The sequence below is a fragment of the Kitasatospora sp. NPDC032757 genome (genome assembly GCF_055579305.1).
This window is the reverse complement of the sequence record NZ_JBVINN010000058.1, coordinates 20,916-40,323: the sequence shown is the minus strand read 5'-3', so window position 1 is coordinate 40,323 and position 19,408 is coordinate 20,916. Positions and strand designations below refer to the sequence as shown.

Here is a 19,408-nt window from a genome sequence, read left to right as displayed (position 1 = left end):
GCCTGTGGCGGGCCGAGGCGAGCTCAGGCCGCCGTGGGTCGGACCGTCAGAGCCGCTCGGGGACGGGGTTGCCGACGGCCTCGATGGCGCGGCGGACGGGCACCTTCGCCAGCACGGCGAAGCCGATCACGAAGAAGACCAGCAGGGAGATGATCGCGGAGCGGTAGCTGCCGGTGATCTGGTAGGCGAGGCCGAAGACGAGCGGGCCCATCCAGCTGGTGCCGCGGTCACTGACCTTGTAGACGCTGAAGTACTCGGCCTCCCGGCCGGCCGGGATGAGGTGGGAGAACAGCGAGCGGGAGAGCGCCTGGCTGCCGCCGAGGACCAGGCCGATCATGCAGGCCAGGGCGAAGAACCAGGCGGGCTGGTGGGCGGGCATGAGGTACCCGAGGGCGAGGGTGACCACCCAGCCGACCAGGGAGCCGAGCACGGTCCGCTTGGCGCCGTACCGGCGGGCGATCCGGCCGAGGAGCAGCGCCCCGCCGATCGCGACGATCTGGACCAGGAGCACGGCGACGACCAGCGAGGTCTGGTCCATGCCGAGCTCCTCGCTGCCGTAGAGCGAGGCCTGGGAGACGACGGTCTGGATCCCGTCGTTGTAGCAGAGGAAGGCGCCCAGGTAGAGAAGGGTGAGCGGGTAGTCGCGCATGCCGCGCAGGGTGCGGGCGAGTTCGCGCAGGCTGCCGGCGGCGGGCCGGTCGGGCACGGCCGCGGCCGCGGTACGGCCGGGGGTCGTACCCGCCCGGGAGGGCAGCCGCAGCATCGGGACGATCGTGAACAGCGCCCACCACAGGCCGGCCGAGGCCAGGCAGATCCGCACGGCGGTGCCGGAGGACAGGCCGAGCGCGTCGTGGCCCTCGAACAGCGCCAGGTTGGCGATCAGCAGCAGGCCGCCGCCCGCGTAGCCGTACGCCCAGCCCTTGGAGGAGACCGCGTCGCGCTCGTCGGGCGCGGCCAGGCCCGGGAGGTAGGCGTAGGAGAGCGCGACCGACACCGCGTACGCGATGTTGGCGACCACCAGCAGTGCGCCGCCGAGCAGGTAGCGGTCGCCGCCGAGGAGGAACATCCCCATCGTCGCGGTCGCACCGACGTAGGCGGAGCCGCACATCAGCTCCTTGTGCCGCCCGGTGCGGTCCGCGACCGTCCCGGTCAGCAGCATCACCGCGACCGAGAGCAGCACGGAGAAGGAGACCGTGTAGGGGAAGAACGACCCCGCGCGGACCGAGAGGCCGAGCGGGTGCACGTTGCCGGCCGCGTCGGCGGCGTTCTTGGCCACCGAGGTCAGGTACGGGCCGAGGAACACCGTCAGGACGGTGGCCGAGAAGGCGGCGTTGGCCCAGTCGTTGATGTACCAGCCGAACTGCATCCGGCGCAGGGCGCGGTCGTCGGTGGCGGTCGTCAGGTGGTGCGGTAGCTGGGCCGTGGTGTTCATGGGGCTCCTATCACCGTGCTGGAGCCGGTGCTGCCGTCGGTCCAGCAGCCGCGCTCGCCGAGGACGTCCCGCAGGACGTCGATGCGATCGGCCATGATGCCATCCACACCCAGGTCGAGGAGAGCCCGGATCCGTGTGGGATCGTCCACGGTCCAGACGTGCACCTGCAGTCCGGCGTGGTGGGCGGCACGGACGAAGGCGCGGTCGACGACCGGCAGGCCCCGGTGACGCTCCGGCACCTGCGCGCACACCCCGGTGAACGGCGCCCCGCGCCCCCGCAGCAGCGGCCCGGCCAGCGAGCGCAGCCGCAGCCGGGCCACCTCGCGCGGGCCGAGCGAGGTGGCCAGCCGGGGGCCGGCGGCGGCGCGGACGGCTGCGAGGCGGCCGTCGGAGAAGCCGCCGACGCAGACCCGGTCCCAGGAGTCGGTCCGGCGGATCGCCTCGACCAGCGGCCCGACGGCCGGTGCCGCCTTGACGTCGATGTTGAAGCGGGCTCCGGGGAACGCGCCGAGCAGGTCCTCCAGCAGCGGTACCGGCTCGGTGCCACCGATCCGGGCCTGCCTGACGGCGTCCCAGGGAAGTTCGGACACCGCCCCGGTGCGGTCGGTGACCCGGTCGAGGCGGGAGTCGTGGAAGGCCACCAGCACGCCGTCGCGGGTGGCGTGCACATCCGTTTCGAGGTACCGGTACCCGAGGGCCACGGCGGACTCGAAGGCGGCGAGCGAGTTCTCGGGGCGGCCGAGGTCACCACCCCGGTGCGCGAAGGCGAGCGGCCCCGGATGGTCGAGGAAGGGGTGCATGTCGTGCTCCGAGCTGCTGGGAGAGGGACCGGCCGGGCCCGCGAGGCCCAAGGCGGCGCTGCCGGCTCCGACGACGTCCGGGTGGTGCGCGTTACAGTATTACGCACCTTGTCAAGCGGTAACGCCCGGTGCGAGTGGCCGGACCGGAGCCCCGGCCGGCCGGTGCGCCCGTCGACCGGGCCGGGCACGGAGAGCCGCCCGTCCGCCGGGGGCGGGCACGGAGAGCACCGCACCGGCGACGTTGCGCTGTGGGGCTGCCCTACGGGCCTCTGTGCGATGTGACCACCTCCTGCCCGGGCGGGACCATGGGTGTATGGCCAGAGACAAGGGCTCCTCTCCCCGGCCGCCCTCGCGCCGGTCGGGAGGCCGTCGTGGGCGGCGAGACCCACGCCCCGTCCCGGGGGAGTCGTCGGCCAGACCCCTGCGGTCGATGCTGAGCATCCGCAGCGTCGCCGGGCAGATGTTCGTTCTCCAGGTGCTGATCGTGCTGCTGCTCGTGGTGGCGGCCGTCGTCGCGCTGCTGATCGAGTCCCGCAGCGACCGGTACGCCGCAGCGCGCGACCGCTCGCTCGCCGCGGCCGAGTCGTTCGCCCACAGTCCCGGTCTGGTGGCGGCGATGCAGGGCCCCAACCCCAGCGCAGAGCTCCAACCGCTGACCGAAGCGGCCCGCAAGGGCGCCCAGGTCGACTTCATCGTGGTGGCCGACCGGAACGGCATCCGCTTCACCCACCCCGAGCCCGAGCAGATCGGCAAGAAGTTCGTCGGCACCATCGGGCCGTCGCTGCAGGGCAAGGTCACCGTCGAGCAGGTGAACGGCCCTCTCGGCCGGGAGTACCAGGTGGTGGTCCCGGTGGAGGACGCCAACGGTGCGGTCGTGGGCATCGTGTCGTCCGGGATGAAGATCACCAATGTGAGCAGCGCGATCAACCATCAGCTGCCGGTCGTCCTGGGTGCCGGCACCGTCGCGCTCGGCCTGGCCACGGCCGGTACGGCGCTGGTGGGCAGGCGTCTCCTCCGGCAGACCCACGGCCTGGGGCCGGAGGAGATGACGCGCATGTACGAGCACCACGACGCGGTGCTGCACGCGGTGCGCGAGGGAGTGGCCATCGTCAGCGGCGACGGCCGCGTCCTGCTCGCCAACGACGAGGCGCGCCGGCTGCTCGACCTGCCGCCCGACGCGGAGGGGCGCGCCGTCACCGACCTCGGCCTCGGCCCCCGGACGACCGAGCTGCTGCTCGCCGGCCACGCGGTCACCGACGAGGTGCTCTCCGTCGGTGACCGCGTGCTGGCCGTCAACCACCGCCCCACCGACAGCGGGGGAGGCCCGCCCGGGAGCGTCACCACCCTGCGCGACTCCACCGAGCTGCTCGTCCTCGCCGGGAAGACCGAGATCGCCCGCGGCCGGCTCAGGCTGCTGTACGACGCGAGCATGGTCATCGGCACGACCCTGGACGTCCGGCGCACCGCGGAGGAGCTCGCCGGGATGGCCGCCCGGGAATTCTGCGACTACGCCACCGTCGATCTCGCCGAGGAGGTCATGCGCGGCGAGGAGCCGCGGTCCCTGGCGGTCGGCGCCCCGGTGGAGCTGCGGCGGGTGGCGCTCACGGGCATCCGGGACGATTCGCCGCTGTACCCCCAGGGGGAACTGGTCACGTGGGCCGGGAGCACCCCGCAGGCGGAGGGCTTCGCCAGCGGGCATTCCGCGCTGGTCCCCGAGCTGGCGACCGACGCCGGGTGGCGCATGCAGGACGCCGAGCGCACGAGGGCAGCGCTGGAGTTCGGCCTGACATCGCTGATCGCCGTTCCGCTGACGGCACGGGGTGTGCTGATGGGCATCGCCTGCTTCTGGCGCGGCCGGGACAGAGGTCCGTTCGAGGAGGACGACCTGTCCCTGGCCGAGGAGCTGGCCGCCCGGGCCGCCGTGTCCGTCGACAACGCCCGCCGCTTCACGCGCGAGCACGCGATGGCCGTCACCCTGCAGCACAGCCTGTTGCCGCGCGAGCTGCCCGAGCAGAGCGCTCTCGACATCGCCTACCGCTACCTGCCCGCCCAGGCAGGGGTCGGGGGCGACTGGTTCGACGTCATCCCGCTGCCGGGCACCCGTGTGGCGCTCGTCGTCGGCGACGTGGTCGGTCACGGCCTGCACGCGGCCGCGACCATGGGCCGCCTGCGCACCGCGGTCCAGAACTTCTCCACCCTCGACCTGCCGCCGGACGAGCTCCTCGGGCACCTGGACGAACTGGTCAGCCACATCGACCAGGAGACGGCCACCACGGAGGGGGCGCTCGCGATCAGCGGCGCCACCTGCCTCTACGCCGTCTACGACCCCACCACCGCCACCTGTGTCCTGGGCGGGGCGGGCCATCCGCCGCCCGCCCTCGTCCACCCGGACGGCAGAGTGGAGCTCCTCTCCCTCCCCGCCGGTCCGCCGCTGGGCGTGGGCGGGATGCCGTTCGAAGCCACGGAGGTGCGGCTGCCGGAGGGCAGCAGCCTGGTCCTCTACACCGACGGCCTGGTCGAGGACCGTACCCGCGACATCGGTGTCGGCCTGGACCTCCTCACCGCCTCCCTGGCCCACCCCGGCCGGTCGCCCCACGAGGTGTGCGACGCCGTGCTCGACGCCCTGCTGCCCGCCCGTCAGACGGACGACATCGCCCTCCTCGTTGCCCGTACCCGCGTACTGGACCCCGATCGCACCGCCGAGTGGGAGGTGGCCGGGACCCCCGCGGCCGTGGCCCAGGCGCGCGCCGAGGCCACCCGGCTGCTCACCGAGTGGGGCCTGGACGAGGCCGTCTTCGTCACCGAACTGGTGCTGAGCGAGCTGGTGACCAATGCCATCCGCTACGCGGCCGGTCCGATCAAGGTGCGGATGCTGTACGACCGCTCGCTGATCTGCGAGGTCTCGGACTGCAGCAGTACCGCCCCCCACCTGCGCTACGCGGCGGCCGAGGACGAGGGCGGCCGCGGCCTGTTCCTCGTCGCGCAGCTCGCCGAACGCTGGGGCGTCCGTTACACCCCCGAGGGCAAGATCATCTGGGCCGAGCAGTTCCTGCGACCGGACACCCCGACGGCCTGACGCGTGGGCGGGCAGCCCGAGAAGCGGGCCGCCCGATAGGCGGGCAGCCCGAGAAGGCGCGTCGCCGGACCGGGGGGCCTGCGCACCGCCCCGCTCGCAGTCATGGCGGCCCGTACCTGCAACACGAGTGGTCGCCACGGGCGTTGGTACCGTTCCCTGCGGATGTGACCTACAAGCGGCGGCCGGCAGCGGAGAGAAGGAGTGCGCACCGGCGCGCGCATCCGTGTGCGACATCGGTTCCACGGCAGGCCCCTTATCTGGAGTGACGCGTATGAAGTTCGATCTCTTCTGCAGTCTGACGCAGGCTCAGCCAGGCGATGCCTTCCCCCCGCACGCCACGGTGTTACAGAACTTCCTGGAACAGGCCCAGGTGGCCGACGACTTGGGTTTCCAGACCCTCTGGGTGGCCGAGAGCCACTACAGCAGTGAACTGCAGCGCACCCACCGGCAACCGGTGATCCCGCACTGGCGCGGTGAAGTCGGACTCAACACGGATTTCTGCCAGTTGGCATCGCGCGTGCTCGCCCGCACCCGGCGGATCGACGTCGGGTCGGCCATCATGAACGTCGTCTGCAACGGCGGCCCGCTGGCCGCCGCCGAGCGGGTCGCCGCCCTGCTGGCCTGGCACGGTCTGGATCCGGCCGAGCAGCGCCGGCTGCACGTGGGCTTCGCGGGCGGGCGCTTCGACTACATCAACCGGCTGAGCGGAGTGGACGCGCGGACCGACTGGGAGCGCGCCGCCTGGCCGCAGGTCCGGTCCGCGATCACCGCGGAGGCCGCGGAGATCTTCGTCCGGCTGCTCTCCGGAGAGGTCCTCACCAGCGAGGACATTCCGGAAGCCGAACTGGGACCGGAGCAGTTCCCCGACGCGGAGAGCTACCGGCAGGCCCTCAAGGAGACCGGGTCGCCCGGGGACCGGGTAGTCGTGCCCCGCCGCTGGCAGTTCGAAGCGGTCAAGGCCGTGCCGGAGCCCGTCCGGCCCGAACTGCTCACCCTGGTCCTGGGATCGCAGGACCAGGCGCTCCAGGCGCGCCTGAACCGCTTCCGGCCGGTCCGGGTGTTCAACCTGAGCATCACCCCGCCCGACGTCATCGAGGCGACGCACACCCGCCTGGCGCAGGCCTACCACCCCTCGGGCGGGCCCTGGCAGCGCTCGTACATGCCGCGCACGGTCTTCGTCTTCCTCGAGGACCGGCCCGGCTGGTCGGCCGAGCGCTCCCGGGCCGCGGCGCGCGAGGACGCCGAGCGCCGCCTGCGCGCGTACTGGACGGCCCTGGAAGGCACCCTGGATCCCCGAAAGGTCGCCTCCGCCGCCGACAACGCCCTCATCGGCACGCCGTCCGACATCGCCCGGCAGATCACCGAACGCTTCCATCCGGACGACCGGCTGATGCTCTGGTTCGACTTCTTCACCCACGACAGCGCGCAGGTGTGCCGGCAGATGGAGAGCTTCATCGCCAAGGTCGTGCCACTCCTGCCCGGCCACTTCGGCTCCCACCAGGAGGCGCAGTTGAGCTCCCGTCAGGAGGCGCCGGCCGGCCCGCAGTCCGGTCACCGCTGACGGGCACCTGAGGGCCGACGGCTTCGGATGCACCGACGATCCCCCCGAGCGACGATGCCCCGGCGGGTGGGGGAGCGGTGTCATCCCGCGACGAGGCGGACCGCCTGATCGCGGGCCCGCACCGTCCACCCGACGCGGTGCTGCTCCAGCACCGCGCCGGGTTCGGCCTGGAGGCCGGACGGCGCCGTGTACGGCTCCTGGAGCGGCAGTCGGAGGCCTTCCGTGCTCACCCGGGCCCCGTGGTCCGAGCGCGTCGAGTGCGGCGACGTTGCGTTGCAGTGTCGCCGCCGGCTCGGTGAAGTCGACAGGCGGGGAGGGAAGTTCGCTGTTTCGTTCTACTGTCACAGCGTCAGTTCCCGGTGAATTGCCCGGTAGTTGGGCCAACTCGGCCGTTCTTTCGAATGATCCGCGAGATCGGGCATATCCTGCCGGTGCCCGCCTTGCTCGGCGGGATCGTAGGAGGCGAAAGGGGCTTGGCATGGGGGATGTCGGGTGGGCGGGCCGGTGCGACAGCAGCCGCGCCCTGAGGCCGGCGGGCGCCGGCGCGCAGCGGCGAACGCCCGCGGACGAGGCGCCGGTCCTCGCGTGGTCCTCGCGACGGGCGTCGCTCCGGTCCGCGTTACCAGCGGGACGGGTGGCTGTGGGCGGCCGTTTAGCAGGGATGCGCCTGTCGGGCGGGAGCGGTGCCGCGTGAGCTCGATGACCGTGTATCGGCAGTACACCGCGGAGCAGTTGGCCGTACAGTACTCGCCCAGCTCGTGCGTGCCGGACCTGCGGGTGGAGTTGGACGCGTACGCGGCGGCGAGCGACCGCACCCGGGCCGCGCTCGAGTGGCGGACCCTGAGCTACGGGCCCCGCCCCGAGGAGCGTCTGGACTTCTTTCCCGCCCCTGCACCGGCCGGGCCGGGCGGTCCCGGGGCGCCGCTGGTGGTGTTCCTGCACGGGGGCTACTGGCAGGAACTGGGCAGGGCGGACGCGTCGTTCCCGGCGGCCGGGCTGAACTCCCGTGGTGTCGCGTACGCCGCCCTCGGCTACGGTCTGGCTCCCAGGTACGGGCTGGACGCCATCGTTGCCATGGTCCGCAAGGGGGCGCGGTGGCTGCTCGCCCACGCGGGCGAACTCGGGTGCGACCCCGCCCGGATGGTGCTGGCCGGCAGCTCCGCCGGCGCGCACCTGGCTGCCATGTGCCTGCTCGACGAGACGCCGGCGGCCGCACCGGGGCAGTCGGCCGGATGGGCCGGCGCGGTGCTGCTCAGCGGCGTGTACGACCTGGAACCGGTGCGCCTGACCTATGTCAACGACCGCGTGGGCATGACCCGGGACGAGGCGCGGCGCAACAGCCCCCTCCACCACCTGCCGCGAACGCTGCCCTCGCTGGTGCTGGCACGCGGAGAACACGAGACGGACGAATTCGCCCGTCAGCAGCAGGACTTCGCCCGGGCGGCCCGCAGCCGCACCAGCCGGTTGGCCGAAGTGGTGGCCACCGGCCGGAACCACTTCGACCTGTGCTTCGACCTCGCGGACCCTTCCACGGCGCTGGGTCGCGCGGTCGGCGAGGTCACCGGCTCCGTCCGCACCGGGCCACACGTCTACGAGGAAGCCACATGACCACGGGTGGCGGGCGCGGCCCCACCGAGGCAGCCGGCCCCCGAACGCGCCAACCGCTGTGCGCGACCACGTCACCGCCGGTCGGACAGCTTCTCGGAGTGGACTGACCCCGGCTACCGCCTCCGGCCGAGGGTTTCCACCGGCGCTTCGCCCCGGGCCACGTCGAGTTCCGGACACAGCGCCGCACGCCGCGGCCCCGGTACTCCTGGCGGGGGCCTCTGATCGTCACTCACCATGGATATCCACGTGGGGAGTTGGGGCTGTGGACCTGCCTGGCCGAGATCCGACCCGGGTGCCTCGCGCAGCCCGGGGACTCGGGGCAGAGTGGGTACGACCGATCGGCTCGGGGGCCCTCGGCAGAGTTCCCCGCCGAGGTGGCGGGCCGGCGCTTCTCCGCCGCCGGCACGCCACCTCGGCCATGCCGTCGGAGCCCTGGAGGGCGCAGCGGCTGCCGGATCGCTCTCTCTTCGCCACACGTCGGCGCGGGGGAGAGGGGTGTCTGCCGCTCATGACCACCCCGACCCGGACACCGACATGAAACGACATGAAGGAGTACGTTCCTTGACCACTCGCCTCAGGCACGGCGCCGGCCCGCGGATCCTACCGGCGCTGATGGCAGCGCTGTGCGGGATCATCGGTGTCACCGTGACGGGTACGACCCCGGCGGCGGCAGCCGATCAGCGTCAGGCGATCTACGCCATCGCGCACCGCGTCGACACCCTGGACGGCGTGGACGCCGCGCTCAACCACGGTGCCAACGGCATCGAGATAGACGTCTGTGCCTGGTGGAACCCGAACGAATGGCGCGCGTACCACGACTGTTCATCGGCCGGTGACTCCCGGCTCGGCCCCAGCTTCGACAGCATGATCGACCGCATCGTCTCCAACGCCAACGCAGGGCGTCGGCTGGCACTGGTCTGGCTGGACATCAAGGACCCGAACTACTGTGGGGAGGAGCCGAACCGTGGGTGCAGCGTCGCCGGACTGCGGGACAAGGCGCAGCGGCTGACGGCTGCCGGGATCCAGGTGCTCTACGGTTTCTACGAGTACCACGGCGGCAGCACCCCGGATGTCGGCGGCAGGGGCTGGAAGAGCCTGGAAGGCAAGCTCGGCCGTCTGGAGGGCATGACGACGACCGGGACCCGCGACCAGGCCCGAAGCGCCTTCGACCGGTCCGGTGCCGCGATCCCGCCCGGTCACCGGGCGATGGACTACGGCGACAGCAATATCGCCAACGGGTTCGGCAACTGCACGGAAGCCACCTACAACACCTGCGCGGAACTGAAGAAGGGCGCCGGGGACCGTGCCGCAGGACGGCTCGCGGCCACGCTGTCCTGGACGATCACCTACAACGATCCGTGGTACGTCGACAAGCTGCTGGGCGACGCGCGTGTGGACGGCATCATCGCGGGCTACGGCAGTTTCACCGGAGTGCGCGAGTACGACAACAGCTGGCAGTGCGCCAACGCCATCAACCTCGTCCGTGACTGGGTGAGCCGCCACAGCGCCACCCATCGCCTGGCCACCAGCGCCGACCGCATGTTCAGGTAGGGCGCGCCCCTCACCGGGCCCAGCCCACGGGAGCCGTGAGCCGCGCCGCCGCGAGTCGCGCTGCGGGGGCCGGTCGGGGCGGGGTAGGGGCCGGCAGGCCGCGGACCTCAGGGCAGCAGGATCAACTTGCCCGTCATACGCCCACTTCGGCTGAGCAGGTGGGCCTCCTCGGCGGCGGTGAGCGGCAGGGTCCGCGCGATCGCCACCCGGAGCCGGCGGTCGGCCACCGCCGCCACCAGCGGTGCCAGCCGCCGGCCGGTGGGCCTGCCCAGGATGCCCCTGGAGCGCGACGGCGCCACGAGCATCTGCACGAGGGCGGCGGGGTCGTCGCCCGCCACCATGATGTGGCGCCCTCCCGACGACAGGAGGGCCCGGCAGCCGGCGCCGGAGTAGCCGCCGACGCAGTCGATGACGAGATGGAAGGGAGCATGGGCCCGGGCCTGGACCAGCGCGTCGCCCCGGCCGTAGTCGAGGACCGCGTCGGCGCCCAGCCCCCCGACCAGGTCCGCGTTCTTCGCCGAACAGACGCCGACCACGAACGCGTCCTCCGACTTGGCGATCTGCACGGCGAGTTGGCCCACGGCGCCGGAGGCACCCAGCACCAGCACGCGGCGGTCGGCGGTGCTCTCCCGGCGGATGCGGCCCAGGTCCACCACCGCCATCCGGGCGGTCACGCCGCTCACCGGCAGGGCGGCGGCCACGGCGATGTCGACCGAGTCGGGGACGGGGCACAGCTGGTCCTCGCGCACCACCACGGTGTCGGCGTAGGAGCCGCGCTGGCCCCGGGAGAAGTCGGTCCCGCCCGCCACCCGGTCGCCAGGTGAGAAGCCCACGACCCCCGGGCCGACGGCGTCGACCACCCCGGCGAAGTCCACCCCCACGACCACCGGTGGCTTCGGCCCCAGAAGACGGGCGGCCTGCCGCAGCGGGCCGTGGCTGCGCATCTTCCAGTCCACCGGGTTGACCCCGACGGCCTGGACGCCGACCCGGACCTCACCCTTGCGCGGCTCGGGCGTGGGCAGCTCCACGAGCTCCAACCGCTCCCCGGCCTTCCAGGTGCGCTGCGCCATGGCTTTCATGACTCTGTAGCGTACGGCGGCGGGCGGCCGGCCGGGGAGCGTCATCGCGCAGGTTTCTTCCGGCGGACCCGGTGAGGAACTGGGGAAGGCCCCCGCGCACCGCACCGCCCGCAGCGCACCGCCCGCACCGCACCGCCCGCAGCGCACCGCCCGAAGCGACCGGCGCGATGGTGACGTTCAGCGCCCGACGCGGCGCGCCCGCAGGTATTCGAGGCCGAGCAGGCGAAGGGCGGCGAGCTTGGGCGGGCCCGCCGAGCGGCGCAGCAGGGCGGGGATGTCGGCGCGGGCGGCGGCGCTGGTCAGTTCGTCCAGGCCGATCATGCAGCGGACCATGGGCCGGTGGGCGGGCGGGACGAGGCCGACGACGGCGCGGCCCTCGGCGAGGGTGCGGTCGACCCGGTCGAGTTGGTCGGTGATCAGCGCCCGGATGCCCGCGAGGTTGCCGGCCTGTTCCAGGTCGGCGCGAGTGACCTCGTGCCGGTTCAGGGTCTGCTCGGGGATCGTCAGGCGGTCGTCGGCCAGGTCCTCGGCGAGGTCGCTGACGAAGTCGAGCCGTTGGCTGGCGTCGATGAAGGTGCGACAGGCGGCACGGTAGGCCGTCTGGTCTCCGTTCGGGCCGAGCAGGGTGGCGACGACCATGAACGCGGGCAGCGAGTAGGCGTCCACGTAGTGCTGGTAGTCGGCCTCGGTGGCGAACCCGGCGAAGTCGAGGTCGGCGCCTGCCCCGGCGAGGTGCTCCAGCGCTCGGTCGCGCAGGGCGGGGTGGGCGGCGACGGTGTTCAGCAGCGGACGCAGTTCGGGGTTGTCCGTCCCGCCGATGGCGAGGCTGTCGGCGACCTCCTGCTCCCAGCGCGAGTACGCGGCTTTCCGCTCGTCGCGCGGCCCGCTGTCGAGCAGGGTGTCGGTGCGGTGCATGTGGGCGGTGGCCGCGATCACGTGCGGCACGAGCCGTGCCGGCAGGAGGAGATCGGCGGCCAGCACGGCCTCCCGCTTGTACTGCGTGACCTGCCGGCGCTGCCGACTGTAGTCGTCGCGCAGTCCCGGGTCGTCGATCCCGGCCGCGTCCAGCGCGCGCTCCCAGCTGCCCACTCGTGTTCGCCCTCTCCTTGGTCGATGTCCCCGAGCCTAGACGCCGGGGGACACCGTCCGAGCAGGAGGCCATGATGCTCGCGTTGCCGCGTCGGCAGCCCTTACCGGCCGAGTGGGCCGGTGCTGCCGGTGTTCCAGCGGATCGCGGCCGCGCCCGCGTAGTCGCCCGCGTGGGCGAAGCCGCCCAGTACCACGAGGTCGCCCTCCTTGACCCGTCCTGAACGGATGGCGTGGTCGAGGGTGATGGGGATCGCCGCGCCGAACAGGTTGCCGCAGCTGTCGAAGGTGTCGGGGTGGCGGTGCGGCGGCAGCCGCAGTTGCTCCCGCCAGTTGCGCAGGAACGTGCGGTTGGGCTGGTTGGTCACCAGCAGGTCGATCTCGCCGGTGGTGACCCCGAGCCGTCGGCACAGCGCGGTGACCACCTCCGGCACCAGGCGGTTGCCGCGTTCGAGGACCTTGGCGGTGGTGGCCTCGGTGAAGCCGATCCGCAGCTGGGACTCGCCGGGCTCCCAGTACTTGCGGCCGTCATCGAGGACGGCCTTCATGTCGCCTCCGTAGCCAGCGATATGATGTGTGGTCAGAGCCAGGACCGGAGAGCCCTCCGATGTGGTGACGTACCCCACCCCGCAGCCGTCCCCGGGGATCGCGGCCTGGGCGAGCCGGCGCACGTCGGGCTGGGTGAACAGCTGGCCGGCGGCGCTCTGCGCGTTGCAGATCAGCGCGGTCCTGGCGTCGGTGGTGGTGAGGATCTGCCGGGCCAGTTCGAGCATGTGGACGAAGGAGGCGCACCCGGCGTTGGCCACGTCGATCAGCCACTGCGGTTTCAGTCCCAGCCGGCGTGCCACCTCGGTCCCGGCGCCCACGAAGGGCGAGTCAGGGAGCTGACTGTGCATCAGCAGGACGTCCACGGAGCGGATCTCGCCAGCCCCGTGCCGCTCGATCAGGGGCGCGACCGCGCGCTCGACCATGTCGACGTTGGTCTCGCCCGCGGCCACGTGGTGCCGCATCGGGGGAATCCTGAACATGGGGTTGTCGCGGAGCCTGTCCTCCGCGCCGGGGTACTCGGTGTAGAACTCGGCGGGGACCGGCTCGCCGGGAAGGTAGCCGGCGACGTCGGTGAGGCTGACCGTGGTCACCGCACCACCGCCGTGGTGGGGGAGGAGCAGACCGGCAGGCCGTTGCGGTGGCGGTGCTCCAGGATCGCCTTGAGGTTGCCCATCTCCACCGTGTGGCCGGCGTAGAAGAGGTCCCAGTAGTCGCCCACCCACGGGCGGTCGGCCCGCGGGGCCAGGCCGGGGTGGGGGTTGGCGTCGTAGTACGGGTGCCGGCAGTTGGTCCAGGTGATCACGGAGCCGGGCTTGCCGAGCACCGACCGGGCAGGCAGGACGCGCATCAGGTACACCATCCAGAGCTCGTCGCCCTGGTCCCAGGAGCAGTGGAAGTCCACCGTCATGGCCTCGGCGTTGGTCTCCACCCTGCAGAAGATCCGGGTCTGCTCCTCCAGGCGGTCGTCACCGACCCAGAGCCCCGGGGTCCCGGTGGGGCCGAAGTTCCGCAGGCTGTATGTCCATTCCTCCAGGTGGTGGCCCTGCCTCAGGTACTCGTACGCCTGCTCCGGCGGGCAGGCGACGTATTCCTGGATCGTGCAGTACTTCCCGTAGACCTCGCCGTGTGGGTAGGCGGGCCGGGTCAGTTCCGCACAGCGGGCCGTCAGCTGCTCCAGGTCGGTGTTCTCGACCCTGGTGAGGCCGGGAATGTCAGCCAACACGGACTGGTCCGCGCTCATGGGAGGTCTCCTCGTTCTGGGCCGGCTCCCGGCCGGCGATGTTCAGGAAGGGAAGGAACGGCGGTATCTCGGCGGGATCGAAATCCAGCGTGACGAAGGCGGGACCGTTGCTCGCGTTGCTCCGCAGCAGTGCCCGTCGCAGCTGTGCACCGTCCTCGGCCCGGGTCACGTCCAGGCCGGGGAACATGCCGGCCACGCCCCTGGCGATGTCCGCCGGGCGGAACAGGTTGCCGGGGTGCACGGCCCCGAGGAACAGCTGCTCACGAGTGGCGCACATGGCGTGGGCGTTGTTGTTGAAGATCACGAAGGTGACGGGCGCGGTGTGCTCGACCGCGGTGTGGACCTCCATGCCGTGCATGAAGAACGCGCCGTCACCGGCGATCACGTACGTGCGCCGCCCGGTGGCCAGCGCCGCGCCGATGCCGGCACCGAAGGTGTAGCCCATGCCGCCCATGCCGACCGCCACCACGAAGCGGCCCTGGCGCGGGGCGGGGAGCAGGTGGATCGCGCTGGCCCCGGCGTTTCCGGCGTCCACGAAGACGTGTGCGTCCGTGGGCAGCGCGGCCTCGACCGAGGCCACGGCCGCGGCGTAGGAACCGGCCGCGGGGTGGGAACCGGCCGGGGCGTGCGGGGTCGGCAGAGGGGAGGGGCCGGCATGTGCGGGGGCCGGGTGCCGGCCGGGAGCGAGCCGGGCGGCGAGCGCGTGCAGGGTGTCCCGCAGGTCGCCGCGCAGGGAGATCCCGGGCACGAACGGCGCCTCGGGATCGATGCAGATCACCGGCGTCCCGGCCAGCGCCTGCTCCAGGCCGCCGCGGGCGAGGGCCGGCAGCCGGGTGCCCACCAGCAGGCAGGCGTCGGCCCGCCGAAGGCACTCTGCCACGTTCTCATGACCCATCACCCCGGCCACCCCGGCGAACCGGGCGTCCCGGTTGTCGAACACGTCCTTGGCGTCCGGGGTGACGGCCACCCAGGCACCGAGCCGGCCTGCCACGTCGGCCAGCTCGGCCCGGGCGTCGGCCGAGGCCACGCCCTCACCGGCAATGACCAGGACGCGTTGCGCGCCGCGAAGGACGTCCACCGTGCGGTCCGGGAGGCGGGGTTCCGTACGGACCGGCGGGGCGGCCGGCAGCGGCTCCCGGAGCTCCACCGGTGCCCGCTGCACGTCCTTGGGCAGCAGGAGCACGACCGGGCCCTTGGGATCGGTCTGGGCCACCGCGACCGCCCGGGACAGCAGCTCCGGGAACGAGTCCGGGTCGTCGGCCCGGGCGCAGTACCGGGTCACGGGGGTGAACAGCTCCCGGGCGTCGATGGAACCCGCCCTGCCGCTGGAGTCCTGGAACGCCCCGAAACCCTCCTGCTCGGTGGGCGGTTGTCCCACGATCGCCAGCATCGGCACCCGCGAGGCGTACGCCTCCGCCAGCCCCGGCACCAGATTCACCGCTCCACCGCCCGAGGTCACGGCGACGACGCCGAGGCGCCCGGTGGTCCGGGCCTGGCCGTCCGCCATGGTGGCGGCGGAGAACTCGTGCTTGGCCACGACGGTGCGGATCACGTCGCCGGTGGCGTGCAGGGCGTCGTAGAGATCCTCGATGTTCGCGCCGCCGACACCGAACACGTGCCTGACGCCGCACTCGGCCAGCTCCCTCGCGAGGTGGTCGACGAGCCGGACCACGGCGGTCATGCGGTGCTCCTGTCGGACGGGCCCGGCCCGACGATGCGGCCGGCCGGCGAGGCGGTCTGGAAGCGTTGGCGGTATTCCTTCGGGGTCAGTTCCAGGGCTCGGCCGAAGGAGCGGAAGAACGTCTCGGGGGCCGGGAAGCCGCAGCGCCGGGCGATCTGGGTGACCGGGAGATCGGTGGACTCCAGAAGCTTGCGGGCCCGGGCGATGCGCATCTGGTCGATGTACTGGCCCGGGGGTGTCCCCACCTCGCGCCGGAACACCCGGGCGAAGTTCCGCACGCTCATGTTGGCGCGCTCGGCGATCTCGGGCACGGGCAGTGGCTGTTCGAGGTGCGAGAGAATCCACTCCTGCGCGGCACGGATCGGCGCGCGATCGGCGAGTTGCGCCTCCAGGACGGTGCTGAACTGCGACTGCCCGCCGTTGCGTTTGAAGAACAGGACCAGGAACCGCGCCACGTCCAGCGCGAAGGCCGCACCGTGGTCGGCCTCCACCAGGGACAGGGCCATGTCGATCCCGGTGGACACTCCGGCCGAGGTGACGAAGGAGCCGTCCCAGACGAAGATCGGCTCACGGTCCACCGTCACGTCCGGGTAGCGCTGGGCCATCTCCTCGCAGAAGGCCCAGTGGGTCGTGGCGCGCCTCCCCGTGAGAAGGCCCGCCTCGGCGAGCAGGAACGCCCCGCCGCACACCGAGGTGACCCGGCGCGACCGGGCCGCCGCCCGGCGGATCCAGGCGACCAACTCCTGATCCGCCAAAGCCTCCTTGAGGCTCCATCCGCCCGGGACGAGGAGGGTGTCGATCGGGCCGTCACCCGTGGCGAGCGGCTCGGCCGCGATCACCATGCCCGAGCACGTCCGCACGAGCGGTGCGTCGGGGGAGACGAACTCGGTCCGATACCGGACACCCGCCTCGGGGAGCATGCGGTTCACGGTGTCGAACACCTCGATCGGACCCGCTATGTCCAGTGCCTGTGCACCGGGATAGACCAACACCACAACTCGTCGCTGATGCACAGTCACAGCCTGTATCCGGCGCGGAACGGCGGCAATGACGGTCTACTGACGAATTCGGCCATGGGCCCGTCGCCGGGGGCCGGGGACCGGCACTGACCAGCTCTGCTCACGGATAGCGACGGCCGGGTGTGAAGTGGATCACGGTGGGGGCGGGTCGGCGGGAGCCGCAGCCGCATCCGCGGGCACTTCCGCAGCCCGTCGGCTCCCGAACCGAGCGGGACCAGGACGGCCCGCTCCGGACGGCGGTTTCCGGAGGTCGTCGCCCCACGGGACCGCCTCGGACGTGACCGGCGGGCGGTGGATCATCCGGCCGTCGGCGGCTCAGGTGGTGGCCGACGCCGGGTCTCCCAGGTAGCGGCGGCCGGCTATCTGCTCGAAGATCAGGTTGGTCCGGGTCTGTGCGACCGCCGGGTGGGTGGTCAGGTTGTCCACGACGAAGTCGCGCAGGCCCTCGGGGCCGGCGACGCCGACGTGGAGCAGGTAGTCGTCGGATCCCGCCATGTGGAACACGGCCAGGACACCGGGCAGGTCGGGGGCGGTGCTGCGGAAGCTCTCGTTCTGCTCGCGGGTGTGGGCCCGGAGCCGGACGGAGATCATCGCCTGCAGCGGCAGGCCGATCGCGGCGGGGTCGACGTCCGCCCGGAATCCGCGGATGATCCCGCGCTCCTGCAGTGCGCGCACCCGGGCCAGGCAGGTGGAGGGGGCGATGCCCACCGCCTCGGCGAGCGCGTTGTTCGGCATGCGGGCGTTGTCGGCCAGGGTGCGCATGATCGCCCGGTCCACGTCGTCGATGGGCGCCCTCCGGGCCTGCGGATTATTCGGCATGCAGGGCAGGATTCCAGCTGATCCCGTCGATTCGCAAGACATTACGTGGTCATACCGAATGATGTTCGGAAGATCTTCCGCTCGGCTCCGCGAAGTTCCATCCTGGCCGCGGGCGGCGAACGCCCCTCCGCCGTTCCCCGCCCGTGGACCGGCCCGCACCGACCCCGGAGTGCCGCGTCCATGAGCCCCACCGCCACCTTCGCCACCATCGCCGCCGAGACGGCGGAGACGGCCGGGACAGATGCGACCGCCGTGACCGCCGCGGCCGCCGGCACCGTCGTCGACCCGGGGGCGGAGCTGGACGGCCGCGACTTCGAGCTCCCCGCGAGCGGGTTGGACGACGACCGGCGGCTGCGCGCCCTCGACACGGTGGACGAGTACCTGTCGAGGAAGCGCCGGCACCTGGTGGGCTACCAGGCCACCCAGGACATGCAGGGCTGCGCGCTGGACCTGGCCCGGTTCATGCCGAACAACATCAACAACCTCGGCGACCCGTTCCAGAGCGGCGGCTACAAGCCGAACACCAAGGTCGTAGAGCGCGCGGTGCTCGACTACTACGCGGCACTGTGGAACGCCGAGCGACCGCACGACCCCGCCGACCCCGAGTCGTACTGGGGCTACATGCTGTCCATGGGCTCGACCGAGGGCAACATGTACGCGCTCTGGAACGCCCGGGACTACCTGAGCGGCAAGGCGCTGATCCAGCCGCCGGCGGCCCCGTTCGACGCCCTGCGGTACGTCCAGGCCGCGCCCGACCGGCACAACCCCAATGCCCACCGCCCGGTGGCGTTCTACTCCGAGGACACCCACTACTCCTTCGCCAAGGCGGTGCGGGTGCTCGGCGTGGAGACCTTCCACGCGGTCGGTCTGGAGAAGTACGCGGACGAGTGCCCGCTGGTCGACCCCGACACGGGCCGCCGTGAGTGGCCCACCGAGGTGCCCTCCCGCCCCGGCCCCTCGGGCCGGTCCTGGGACGGGCCGGGCGAGATCGACATCGACGCCCTCGCGGTGCTGGTCGAGTTCTTCGCCGCGAACGGGCACCCGGTCTTCGTCAACCTCAACCTCGGCAGCACCTTCAAGGGCGCCCACGACGACGTCCGGAAGGTCTGCGAGCGCCTGCTGCCGATCTTCGAGCGGCACGGTCTGATCCAGCGCCAGGTGACCTACGGCACGGACCCGCGGACCGGTGAGCCGCTGGTCGACCTGCGCCGGGGTTTCTGGATCCACGTGGACGGCGCCCTCGGCGCCGGCTACGCGCCGTTCCTGAGAATGGCCGCCCAGGACCCGGCGTACGGCTGGACCCCCGAAGTGGAGCTGCCCGAATACGACTTCGGCCTCAGGCTGCCCACCACGGAGTTCGGCGACCTCGACATGGTCTCCTCCATCGCCATGAGCGGCCACAAGTGGCCCGGTGCGCCGTGGCCCTGCGGCATCTACATGACGAAGGTCAAGTACCAGATCTCGCCCCCGTCCCAGCCGGACTACATAGGCGCGCCGGACACCACCTTCGCGGGCTCCAGGAACGGGTTCTCCCCGCTGGTCATCTGGGACCACCTGTCCCGGCACTCCTACCAGGACCAGGTGGACCGGATCCGCAGCGCCCAGGAGCTGGCCGGCTACCTGGAGCGGCGCCTGAGGGCCATGGAGGAGGAGACGGGCGTCGAGCTCTGGCCGGCCCGCACCCCGGGCGCCGTCACGGTACGCTTCCGCAAGCCCAGCCCCGAGCTGGTGGCGAAGTGGTCGTTGTCATCCCAGGACGTGCTGATGGTCCCGGGCGACGAGTCCACCCGCCGCAGCTACGTGCACGTCTTCCTGATGCCCTCGGTCGACCGCGCGAAGCTGGACGCCCTGTTGGCCGAGCTGGCCGAGGACCCCGCCCTGCGCGCGTAGGTCCCCGGTCAGCTCCG

The 19,408-nt window shown here is 72.2% G+C and carries 15 protein-coding genes; 5 read left to right on the top strand and 10 right to left on the bottom strand.

Features of this window, described 5'->3' with window-relative positions; all coding sequences use genetic code 11:
• Window positions 1-46: 46 nt before the first annotated feature.
• Both ACZ5WK_RS37260 and ACZ5WK_RS37255 read right to left on the bottom strand, forming a co-directional pair.
• Window positions 47-1,432, bottom strand: a complete 1,386-nt coding sequence (locus ACZ5WK_RS37260) for an MFS transporter (RefSeq protein WP_465554507.1) — start codon at window positions 1,430-1,432, stop codon at window positions 47-49.
• Entirely contained in the window at window positions 1,429-2,232 is an 804-nt protein-coding gene (locus tag ACZ5WK_RS37255; RefSeq protein ID WP_465554505.1) for a glycerophosphodiester phosphodiesterase, read from the bottom strand. Before ACZ5WK_RS37255 ends, ACZ5WK_RS37260 begins: the two co-directional genes overlap by 4 nt.
• Window positions 2,233-2,662: 430 nt before the next feature.
• Here ACZ5WK_RS37255 and ACZ5WK_RS37250 point away from each other — a divergent pair, with 430 nt between their 5' ends.
• Both ACZ5WK_RS37250 and ACZ5WK_RS37245 read left to right on the top strand, forming a co-directional pair.
• Window positions 2,663-5,308 (top strand): SpoIIE family protein phosphatase, encoded by a 2,646-nt coding sequence (locus ACZ5WK_RS37250; RefSeq protein ID WP_465554503.1) that lies wholly within the window; start codon window positions 2,663-2,665, stop codon window positions 5,306-5,308.
• A gap of 271 nt (window positions 5,309-5,579) precedes the next feature.
• A complete protein-coding gene (locus tag ACZ5WK_RS37245; protein WP_465554501.1) occupies window positions 5,580-6,869 on the top strand; it encodes an LLM class flavin-dependent oxidoreductase in 1,290 nt (429 codons plus the stop codon).
• Between the two features lie 80 nt (window positions 6,870-6,949).
• Here ACZ5WK_RS37245 and ACZ5WK_RS37240 read toward each other — a convergent pair whose 3' ends face one another.
• Entirely contained in the window at window positions 6,950-7,099 is a 150-nt protein-coding gene (locus ACZ5WK_RS37240; protein WP_465554499.1) for a hypothetical protein, read from the bottom strand.
• A gap of 469 nt (window positions 7,100-7,568) precedes the next feature.
• On the opposite strand from ACZ5WK_RS37240, the gene ACZ5WK_RS37235 reads away from it, so the two are divergent.
• Together ACZ5WK_RS37235 and ACZ5WK_RS37230 are read left to right on the top strand one after the other, a co-directional pair.
• The gene (locus ACZ5WK_RS37235; protein ID WP_465554521.1) at window positions 7,569-8,477 is read left to right on the top strand and encodes an alpha/beta hydrolase; all 909 of its coding nucleotides are present in this window, start codon (window positions 7,569-7,571) and stop codon (window positions 8,475-8,477) included.
• Between the two features lie 561 nt (window positions 8,478-9,038).
• A complete protein-coding gene (locus ACZ5WK_RS37230; RefSeq protein ID WP_465554497.1) occupies window positions 9,039-10,028 on the top strand; it encodes a PI-PLC domain-containing protein in 990 nt (329 codons plus the stop codon).
• Between the two features lie 107 nt (window positions 10,029-10,135).
• Here ACZ5WK_RS37230 and ACZ5WK_RS37225 read toward each other — a convergent pair whose 3' ends face one another.
• From ACZ5WK_RS37225 to ACZ5WK_RS37195, 7 genes are all read right to left on the bottom strand, one after another.
• Window positions 10,136-11,107: an NAD(P)-dependent alcohol dehydrogenase gene (locus ACZ5WK_RS37225; protein ID WP_465554495.1), complete on the bottom strand. Its 972-nt coding sequence runs from the start codon at window positions 11,105-11,107 to the stop codon at window positions 10,136-10,138.
• 177 nt (window positions 11,108-11,284) lie between these two features.
• The gene (locus ACZ5WK_RS37220; protein ID WP_465554493.1) at window positions 11,285-12,196 is read right to left on the bottom strand and encodes a phytoene/squalene synthase family protein; all 912 of its coding nucleotides are present in this window, start codon (window positions 12,194-12,196) and stop codon (window positions 11,285-11,287) included.
• 101 nt (window positions 12,197-12,297) lie between these two features.
• A complete protein-coding gene (locus tag ACZ5WK_RS37215) occupies window positions 12,298-13,332 on the bottom strand; it encodes a 3-oxoacyl-ACP synthase III family protein (RefSeq protein ID WP_465554491.1) in 1,035 nt (344 codons plus the stop codon).
• Window positions 13,329-13,982, bottom strand: a complete 654-nt coding sequence (locus tag ACZ5WK_RS37210; protein ID WP_396323301.1) for an SRPBCC family protein — start codon at window positions 13,980-13,982, stop codon at window positions 13,329-13,331. The genes ACZ5WK_RS37215 and ACZ5WK_RS37210 overlap by 4 nt, the downstream gene beginning before the upstream one ends.
• Complete coding sequence (locus ACZ5WK_RS37205) at window positions 13,954-15,663, bottom strand: thiamine pyrophosphate-binding protein (RefSeq protein ID WP_465554489.1); 1,710 nt, start codon at window positions 15,661-15,663, stop codon at window positions 13,954-13,956. The genes ACZ5WK_RS37210 and ACZ5WK_RS37205 overlap by 29 nt, the downstream gene beginning before the upstream one ends.
• A complete protein-coding gene (locus tag ACZ5WK_RS37200; protein WP_465554487.1) occupies window positions 15,660-16,655 on the bottom strand; it encodes a GlxA family transcriptional regulator in 996 nt (331 codons plus the stop codon). The genes ACZ5WK_RS37205 and ACZ5WK_RS37200 overlap by 4 nt, the downstream gene beginning before the upstream one ends.
• Before the next feature lie 342 nt (window positions 16,656-16,997).
• Entirely contained in the window at window positions 16,998-17,501 is a 504-nt protein-coding gene (locus tag ACZ5WK_RS37195) for an Lrp/AsnC family transcriptional regulator (protein ID WP_396323309.1), read from the bottom strand.
• A 180-nt stretch (window positions 17,502-17,681) separates the two neighbouring features.
• Between ACZ5WK_RS37195 and ACZ5WK_RS37190 the strand changes: the two genes are divergently transcribed.
• On the top strand, window positions 17,682-19,391 hold the full coding sequence (locus tag ACZ5WK_RS37190; protein ID WP_465554485.1) for a PLP-dependent aminotransferase family protein: 1,710 nt from the start codon (window positions 17,682-17,684) through the stop codon (window positions 19,389-19,391).
• The last annotated feature ends 17 nt before the right edge of the window (window positions 19,392-19,408 follow it).